General features: G+C 59.3%; 7 protein-coding genes. All 7 read right to left on the bottom strand.

Going from position 1 to position 8,836, the window contains the following annotated elements:
* Positions 1 to 142: 142 nt before the first annotated feature.
* The gene (locus K0U62_07005; GenBank protein MCH9801261.1) at positions 143 to 781 is read right to left on the bottom strand and encodes a response regulator transcription factor; all 639 of its coding nucleotides are present in this window, start codon (positions 779 to 781) and stop codon (positions 143 to 145) included.
* Positions 782 to 809: 28 nt separating this feature from the next.
* A complete protein-coding gene (locus tag K0U62_07000; GenBank protein ID MCH9801260.1) occupies positions 810 to 2,027 on the bottom strand; it encodes a hypothetical protein in 1,218 nt (405 codons plus the stop codon).
* Positions 2,028 to 2,308: 281 nt separating this feature from the next.
* Positions 2,309 to 3,229: a type II secretion system F family protein gene (locus K0U62_06995; protein ID MCH9801259.1), complete on the bottom strand. Its 921-nt coding sequence runs from the start codon at positions 3,227 to 3,229 to the stop codon at positions 2,309 to 2,311.
* Positions 3,230 to 3,231: 2 nt separating this feature from the next.
* On the bottom strand, positions 3,232 to 5,157 hold the full coding sequence (locus K0U62_06990) for a type II secretion system F family protein (GenBank protein MCH9801258.1): 1,926 nt from the start codon (positions 5,155 to 5,157) through the stop codon (positions 3,232 to 3,234).
* Entirely contained in the window at positions 5,154 to 6,560 is a 1,407-nt protein-coding gene (locus K0U62_06985) for a CpaF family protein (GenBank protein MCH9801257.1), read from the bottom strand. Before K0U62_06985 ends, K0U62_06990 begins: the two co-directional genes overlap by 4 nt.
* Positions 6,557 to 7,732 (bottom strand): AAA family ATPase, encoded by a 1,176-nt coding sequence (locus K0U62_06980; protein MCH9801256.1) that lies wholly within the window; start codon positions 7,730 to 7,732, stop codon positions 6,557 to 6,559. The genes K0U62_06985 and K0U62_06980 overlap by 4 nt, the downstream gene beginning before the upstream one ends.
* 31 nt (positions 7,733 to 7,763) lie before the next feature.
* The gene (gene cpaB / locus K0U62_06975; protein ID MCH9801255.1) at positions 7,764 to 8,468 is read right to left on the bottom strand and encodes a Flp pilus assembly protein CpaB; all 705 of its coding nucleotides are present in this window, start codon (positions 8,466 to 8,468) and stop codon (positions 7,764 to 7,766) included.
* Positions 8,469 to 8,836 lie beyond the last annotated feature (368 nt).

Below are 8,836 nucleotides of genomic sequence, written 5' to 3'. Positions count from 1 at the left end.
TTTGTCTGTCCGGTCTTTCCGGATTAGGTACGGGCCCTGCCCGCACTAATAGGTTCCCTGCTGGGCGCTTCCAGGTAATCGGAAAGTTGGTCGGTGTGACGTTGACGTTTGGCTGGATCCGGGTCGTCCAAACGGTTGACACTCAGGCAGTCGTCGCCGCTGGACGCAGGATTCCGCGATTCACTGCTTCCATCACCGCTTGGGCCCGATTAGCCGCACCCAACTTGCCGTAGATCCGAGTTGTATGGGTCTTGGCTGTCGAGGTACTGACGTGTAGGCGACGAGCTAGTTGCGATAGCGAATAGCCTTCGGCGAGCATCTCCAGCACTTCCAGCTCTCGCGGCGTCAGCAACGGCCCTGGGTCCTGCATCCGTCGTTTCATGGCGCCGGCTAAGTCCGGCGCACTGAATGAGGACGGATCGGCAACCGAGTCTTCGATTCGGGCAATGATGGAACGCAGCGAGGCGTCTTTGCCCACAACCGCATTGGCTCCGGCATCCATCGCCTCAAAGAGGACATCGTCACCAGGGAACATCGTCAGCAGCACTAACCCCACGTTTGGAAATCGGGCACGCAACTCCGCAACAAGTTCGATGCCAATACCGTCAGGCAGCCGCATATCGACTACCGCAGCGTCGAACTCCAGAACACCGGAGCGCCCGCGGGCATCTACGAGGTTCGCAGCCTCGCCGACTACCTCGTGTCCGGCGCGAGTCAGTGCATCCGCGACTCCAGAACGTATCAGTTCATGGTCGTCAACTAAGAAAACTTTCATACCCATCGAAACTGTCCTATCTCCTAGTGATGGCTTACTTGTAGGTCTTCGAATTCCGCGACATGCGGCGTCGATCGGGAACTGACACGGCGCGCTTCGATTCGCTTAACGATCGAACTGTTCGACCAACCAGGCCCATTGGCTGTGGCGCTCGACTGACCTCAACAACCGTGCCGCCGCCGCTCCGATCCCGGACTATTAGATCCGCGCCAATACGGGTCGCGCGCTCCTGCATGATCGACCGACCAAAACCACCGAGCGGCTGGCTGGCCAATATATCGGGGACGCCACGACCATCATCGGCAATCACTAGGAGTGCGCTGCCACCTAATACGTCCGCCGACACCCAGACATTCTTCGCACGCGAATGCTTGCGCACGTTGGTGATGGCCTCCTGCGCAATTCTGGCTAATTCGACCGCGACCTCCGGCGGTAGTCGGTTAGCATCGGCGGCCACACTCAAATGCGCTGTGATACCTGAGATTTCAGCGCAACGAAGAACATGCTCCGCCAGCATCGGCGCCAAGTCCACATCGCTCATCTCGTTGTCTCGCAGACCGTGAATGGTCATCCGGACGTCGTACATCGTCCGTCGCAGTTCCTCGGCTACCCGGTCGACTTCGGGGCTCGGGATCTGCTCCCCGTGTTCAAGTTGAAGTCCGTCCAACTGAAAGGCCAGCACAGCAAGTTCTTGAGCCAGGCCATCGTGCACTTCCGCTGCCAGCAGTTTCCGTTCAGCTCGAGCCGCTGCTACTGCATGTCGACTGGTCACTCGCTCAACCCACCGGCTCACACCGGCAACCAAGAGTCCCAGCAGACCGCCACCCAACATCCAGAGAAAGGGTGCCGGCGCTAGATCATGGACCGCAACGGCTACCAGGGTGAAGACAACCCCCTGCAGCGCCACGGCCCTAAGCACTCCGGCAGCACCGGCAGTTGCTGAGGCCGCAATCGGGGATACTGCGAGATACAGGCCAGCCACCCCAGTTTCGCCCAGAAGAACGACAACTAGAGCTACAACTACCGGTTCGACTACTGACAATGTTGCTGCCGACTGCGGCCAGCGAATCCGAAGGGCGAAACTCAGCAGGAAAAGCAGCGAGAAGCCCGCCATGATCGCCCATTCACCGGCCATGGCTGCCCAGCCATCAATGACGACCAGCGCAACTATCCCCACCGTAACCACGATGACATTTCGATCGTGGTCGGTACCGCTTCGCACTGATCCACTGGATTGTCTCGACTGCGCCATCGTTTTCTCCCACCGCTAGGGTTAATCTCTGCCGAACCCGCTGGGCGATCGATCTCACGACGAGAGTCTGCGAAATCAATGCTTCCGGAGGTCAGGAAGAATACCTACCTCCGTACCGTAGGAAGGTCGGAGTGGGAACACGAACATCGTCGTCGAAAAACTACGTATCGAGTTTTACAACTCACTCTGCGTGATTACTTTGGCCGTTTGCTACTCATTTCCCCGAGCAAGAGCCGACCATTTCCCCGAGCAAGAGCCGACCAGTCGGCCTTGCCCCGGCGCTAGAGCAGGTTCTGCATCACGCTGATTCCGGCAGGTCCCGCTACGACCACTAGTAGTGCCGGCAGGATGAAGAAGATCAGCGGGACCAAGATCTTGATCGGCACTTTTTGGGCCGCCTCTTCCGCCCGTTGCGAGCGCTTTATCCGCATCTCCTTTGCCTGCACCCGCAAGACGTTGGCGATCGGAATACCGAACGCGTCTGCCTGAATCATGGAGTTAATAAAGGATTGCAGATCCCGCACATCGGTTCGGTCCGACAAGGCTCGCATCGCCTCTAGCCGGCCGCTGCCGAGTTGCATCTCTTGCAGTACTCGGAAGAACTCTTCGGCCAACGGCCCGTCAGTATTGCGGGCCACATTGGCTAGCGCGGCGTCAAAACCCATGCCTGCTTCAACCGATACGGTCAGCAAGTCCAGCGCGTCAGGAAGACCCCGTTGGATTTCTTGACTGCGGCTGTAGGCGATCTGGTAGAGCACTATATTGGGCAAGAAATACCCCAGGACCGCTAAACCGATCCCCAAGACCGTTGCCCAGGCAAATGAACCAGCGAGCAGCGGCAACATCACTCCGAGGCCGCCGCCCAACATCAGCCCTAATGCTTTGAGCGCCACGACTCGGTCCATAGTCCAGCCCGAGGGGTTGCCAGCCAGATCCAGCTTTCGCCGCAGTGCCGCCATCTTGTCCTGCGGGGTAATGTGTCGTCCCACAGACCGCAGCCAACCGACCACACCTTCTCCGATTCGCTCGGTAAAGGGACGGTCCACATCTCGCTGCAACTCCGTCGGGACCGACGAGATTGCCTGCACTGCGGCAAGTGAACGATCCACGGTATTGCGCTGTCCGGAAACTCCCATGGCAGTAAGCGCAAGAATCACCCCGGCGAACATTGCGCCTAACCCCAAAATGAATAGCAGTGCCATGATCACACCTCAATCTTGATAATGCGGGACATCCAAATAGCGCCCACGACGAGTAGGAGTAGCGCCAGCAGCGACATGATCAGCCCAACCGTGGTCGTAAAGAGCAAGGAAATGTACTCGGGACGGACCACCAACATGTAACCGAACATCGCAATCGGCAGTCCGATCAACACGAAGGCCGACAATCTTCCTTCCGCTGACAATGTCTTGACCTGGCGGCGAAGCCGCTCACGTTCCCGCAGCATGTCGGCGACATTGCGTAGCACTTCCGCGAGGTCACCACCGATTTCGCGCTGCACGGTGATCGCCATGACCACCCAGCGGAAATCTTCCGAATCCATACGTTCCGCGACGTGGGTCAACGCGTCTTCAAACGGTACGCCCAGCCTTGCCTCGGCCAGCGCACGACCTAGCTCGTCTCGCATGACGCCATCTGATTCGCGCACAACGGTGTCGAAGGCCTGCTGGATGGAATGACCTGCCGACAACGAGCCAGCGACCAGGGTCAGCGTCTCAGCCAGTACCGAGTCGAACTCTTTACGGCGACTACTGACCCGGACACTGAGATAGAGGTAAGGGATGGCAAAGCCGACCGCACCGCCTAGCACTATTCCGAGTAGCCCAAATCCGGAGACGAGGGCGCCAGCGAGAGCACCGACAACTGTGGCGCCGGTCAAGATCAGCAACCACTCGGCCGGCTTAAGGACTAGTCCCCCGGCTTCTAGTTTCAGACCCAGGGTCTGATCAAAGCCGCGCTTGTTGCTCACCCGACCGGCCAGCTCTACCGCCGAGCGAGCCACCCGATCCTTCAGCTCCACCATCGAAGGCGAGGCGCTACTGGTGGCGACAGCGTCATCGCCATAGCCACGCAGCCGCCGGCCGACTCGACCATCATCGGTGTCATTGCCGCGGAAGGCGATGAGCAAGACCACCAGCAACCCAGTGAACATTAGTAGTAAGGCACCGACGGCAACTGCCGGTGATGCCAGCACAGCGGTCAGCCCACCCATCTGTGCAGCCTGCGGGCCTGAGGGTGTTGCTGCAGCAGCGATCGGCTCCACCTGGGCTACCGCAGAGTCTGCGACTGACCCGGAACCCGTTTCCGCTGAAACCGAGACCGACACGTACGCTCCGGTACCTGCTGGCAGCGCAGCAGTAATCTGCAGTTGAGACTCAAGCGACGAGGCGCTCGCAGCAAATGCTGCCTCCAACTCGTCCGCAGCGGCCGCACCAAACACCTGGCCACTGCCAGCCTCAGCCAACTGATCCAGCGCAGCTTGCGCCTGCTTGCCGCCGTCGCCCAGCGCAACCGCGTCTAGCCCGACGCCACTGCTGGCCACACTCTTGCGCGCCTGATTCAGTGATGCGTTACTTCCCTCATCCTTACCGTCAGAAAGCACCACGAGCGAACGAGAGCCCGTTGCACCAGCCGCCTTGACCGCGGTAACAATCCCGTCATACAGGGCGGTGTCGCCAACGACTTTCAGCGCCGCCACCTTGGCTGCCACTTCGTCATGATTTTCAGTTGGGGCAATGGCCACCTTGGCGTTGTCGCCGAAGGTCACCAGGCCAACCCGAACGTCCGCGGGCACGGTGCCAAGAAATAGGTCGGCTGCATCCTTTGCGGCTGCGATACCGGCGCCCTTCATAGAACCGCTGACATCAAGCGTCAAGATGACAACCCGACCAGCCCCCGCACCCGCGTCGTACGCGGCCACTCGACTATCGACAGGTTGGTCATCAACGGTCACCGCGACTGAAGCGGGGTCAATGGCATCGTCCCCATCGAGTACGACCGACGAGAACAGAATGGTCAGTTCATCGTTGGCACTGCTGATGTCGTCGATCCGACCTTCAGCGGCGGTGGCCGGTGCGACGTTGAACAGCAGGGCGGCCAGAGCCGCCAGCAGGCCTACTAGCGTTTTCATCGCTTCCTACCCCGATGCTCGAAAGCGAAAATGGCTGGATCAATCGTGACTCCGGAGGCCTGCAACTTGTCCAGGAACTTCGGTCGTAGACCGGTGGATTGCAGTTGGCCTTGAATCCGGCCTTCGCTATCGACGCCCGCCTCTTCATCCAACAAGAACAGGTCCTGCATGGTGATGACGTCACTTTCCATACCAACGACTTCGCTGATGTGGGTGATCTTTCGGCTGCCATCCCGGAGCCGGGTCTGCTGAACCACTAGGTCAATCGCACTGGACACCTGTTCGCGAATCGCCCGTACCGGTAGTTCGACACCGGCCATCAACACCATCGTCTCGACTCGACTAAGCACGTCACGGGGTGAGTTCGCGTGCACCGTGCAGATGGAGCCGTCATGGCCCGTATTCATCGCCTGCAACATGTCCAAGGCCGCTCGGTCTCGAACCTCGCCCACCACAATGCGGTCGGGGCGCATCCGTAGTGAGTTCTTGACGAGATCTCGAATCGTGATTTCGCCGCGGCCTTCGATGTTCGCCGGCCTAGCCTCCAGTCGAATCACATGCTCCTGGCGTAACTGCAACTCTGCGGCATCCTCGATAGTGACAATGCGTTCATCACTGGGGATGTAGCCAGACAGCACGTTCAACGTGGTGGTCTTTCCTGCGCCAGTTCCACCCGAAACCAGCACGTTCAGTTTGCCGCGTACGCATGCCTCAAGGAAGCTGGCCACCCGCGGGGTCATGGTGCCGAAGTCAATCAAGTCGAGGTCGGTGAATGGATCGGCAGCGAACTTACGAATAGTTAGCACTGGGTGATCCACGGCCAGCGGCGGGATAATCGCGTTAACGCGGCTACCGTCCAGCAGTCGCGCGTCGACCATGGGGGACGACTCGTCAATCCGCCGCCCTACCCGCGAGACGATCTTGTCGATCGTTCGGCGAATGTGCATTTCATCAGCGAACTGTGCGGCGGACAGTTCTAGCCGGCCATTACGCTCCACGTACACCGCATCAGGCGCGTTAACCATCACTTCAGTCACATCGGGATCACGCAAGAGTGGTTCGATTGGCCCGTAGCCCAAAATATCGTCCGAGATCTCCTGGGTCAGCCGAGTGCGTTCCACCGCCCCCAACGGCACCGAATCCCGCTGTAAGACGTCCTGTAACGCGGCCAGCACTCGCTTGGACAGGTCATCCCGAGTGATCTCCATGCCGTAAAGTTCGGGCCCGAGCTGCTCCAACAACTGCGCGTGCACCGCATCGCGCAACACCTTGGTGTCAGCCGTCGAAGCTGCGCGCTTGGGCCCTTCCGCCAGACTCTCGTCGGCTACCTTGACGCCAACTGCATCCGCTGGTGCTGCCGACTTTTCTCGAGTGACCTGGGCCAGTCTGTCAGCCAAACTCATGCGACTTTCCTCCGCTTCCGAAATATTCTTTTGCGCGGTTGCGCAGCCACCGGTGCGACTCGACCGCCGATTAACGCTGCCGCAGTTTCCTTGATGGCGCGGCTTACCGCGTGATCTGGTAGTTCAGCGGTGATCGCGGCACCGCGATTGGTAAGGGTGGGCACATCCCGAGAGGAGGGAATCCAACCCACCACCGGTGTCTGCAAAACTTTCTGAACATCAGCTGCGTCCAAACCGACCTTGGAATCAGCCCGGTTCAGCACTAGTCCGAACCGATCTCGCGGATACTGCAGCGCTTCCACCGTCCGCAGCGTGATCTTGGTGTTCTTAAGAGCTGGAATATCCAGGCTGGTCAACAGCGCGACATGGTCACTGTGATCAAACGCTGCGAGTACCACGTCACTAAGTGCCGGAGGCGAGTCCACGATCACGTAATCGAACTGCCGGCTTAGCGCAGCAAGCAACCCACGGACCGTCTCGTCACCCACCGTCTCGGCGAGGCTGGGATCATCGGGCGCGGTCAATACCTGCAGTCCGCTGGGATGACTAGTCAGCAGAGCGCGTACCCCAGCGTCGTCCCAGTCTTGGTTCAGCTTCACCGCATCTGCGACCGAGCGTTTCGGATCAAGTTGTAGCGAGATGGCCACATCGCCGAAGGCCAAATCCAGATCAAGCAGCACCACTGAGCCTGCCCCGGATCGGACGAGATCCACGGCGAGGTTCACCGCAAATGTGGTCTTACCCGTACCGCCCTTAGGGGAGAACACTGTAATCACTTTTCCGCGGGGACCAGTCGGTGCGACGTCCCCCGCCGAGTGATGCAGCAGTTGCGTAATGTCTTGGCTACGGCGTACCGCGGCAGAGATTTCCGCAAGATCGCGCAAGGCGACAACCTCTCGCACTCCGGATCGCAACGCCTCGGACAAAATCGAGGTGTCCACGCGCTCGCGAACGAGCACGAAACCAACTAGTGGCGTTGCCACCCGCAACTCTGCGACCAACTCCAACGCTGCCTGCTGATCCACACCTGGACCGAGGACTACCGTTTCATCGTTTGAATTTTCGATTGCGGTGCGGAGTTCCGCTAGCGAACTCAGTACCTGCGGATCGTTGCCGGCAGCCGCTACTAACGCGGCCACGCGATCAGCATCAGGCTCAACAATGCATGTCATGGTCTTATCCCTTTCTGTGAGTTAGGCCGGGCTAGTTGAAGAGATTGCCGGCGGTGGCGCCGCTCGACTGTCCGAGTTCAGAGCTGGTGTTCTGCAAACCGAGGTACAGGTCTCCGTTCGCCTGAGCGAACACCAACTTCTCCGCCTGACGCTGCGATAGCGACAGGGTCAAGATTGCCGTCGGGATGCTTTCCGCATTTCCATCACCGCTAGCGGAATCCTTCACTGCAGTTGTCGGGCCGACGGCTGCGACATCCACATCTGCCAACAGCAGTTTGGTCGCGTCATCGGTAGTTGCGAAGACCGCCACCTGCGAACCCGGCTGAACAAAACCCGCAACTCGCTGCGGATCACCAAGTTGGACACTCAGGGCGATGTCGCCCTTCTCCAGCGGCAGCTGCCCGTTGATCGCTTTCTCTCCGAACATGGATTGCTGGATCACCTGTCCAGGCAGAATCGTCGTAACCGCGACATTCGACGCCACTACCGAAGCGTCTGCTACCGAGTCGGCCGGTACCGCACCTCGGGGTAGGACCTTTTCTTCGAATGAGCCGCCGTTGACGGCAGCACCGCCAGACGTACCCACCGCGACTGCCTCCTTAGCAACCAGGACCGTCACTGGGTCCTGATCCGCGTAGGAGTTCTGTTGAATGCTCTGCACATATAGGTACACCAAGAAGGTGCCCAACGCGGCTATGGCTACCGCCGCCGCCAACAATGCGCTTCTCCGCGACATCTGAAAACCTTTCACTCTGTTCCAGTTCGCATCAACGATCTGGATCGCTTGTCGATCTCTTCGACCTGGTTGCCGCTCTCAACGGCACGTCACAAAACTACGAATGCCATGCCGGGTTACGGATCGTCCATTACGCCCAGCCCATTCACACATTTAGGTACCTTGCTGGTCAGCCAAACGGTTGACAGCGGCGCATCATTCGCTTTGCAGTCCAGAGTTGGCGACCAAACGTCCATGGCGGGGTAGACCATTCGGCTGATCCGCGGCGATAGCAGCCCTACTTACGCTGCCGCCAGGAGGAAGTTGTGATGAACGAAAAAGAAGACACCAGCCGTCCAGGACGACGTTGGGCTATCGCTGGCGATCGC

Source organism: Actinomycetes bacterium, from assembly GCA_022599915.1.
GTDB lineage: Bacteria > Actinomycetota > Actinomycetes > S36-B12.
Note: the sequence above shows the minus strand (reverse complement) of the source record. Positions and strands in the feature narration are given on the sequence as shown.

Excerpts from the sequence above, each read along its gene's own strand:
- K0U62_06985 (MCH9801257.1), bottom strand. The coding sequence starts at position 6,560 with ATGAGTTTGGCTGACAGACTGGCCCAGGTCACTCGAGAAAAGTCGGCA.
- K0U62_06995 (MCH9801259.1), bottom strand. The coding sequence starts at position 3,229 with ATGGCACTGCTATTCATTTTGGGGTTAGGCGCAATGTTCGCCGGGGTG.
- K0U62_07005 (MCH9801261.1), bottom strand. The coding sequence starts at position 781 with ATGGGTATGAAAGTTTTCTTAGTTGACGACCATGAACTGATACGTTCT.
- K0U62_06990 (MCH9801258.1), bottom strand. The coding sequence starts at position 5,157 with ATGAAAACGCTAGTAGGCCTGCTGGCGGCTCTGGCCGCCCTGCTGTTC.
- cpaB (MCH9801255.1), bottom strand. The coding sequence starts at position 8,468 with ATGTCGCGGAGAAGCGCATTGTTGGCGGCGGCGGTAGCCATAGCCGCG.
- K0U62_07000 (MCH9801260.1), bottom strand. The coding sequence starts at position 2,027 with ATGGCGCAGTCGAGACAATCCAGTGGATCAGTGCGAAGCGGTACCGAC.
- K0U62_06980 (MCH9801256.1), bottom strand. The coding sequence starts at position 7,732 with ATGACATGCATTGTTGAGCCTGATGCTGATCGCGTGGCCGCGTTAGTA.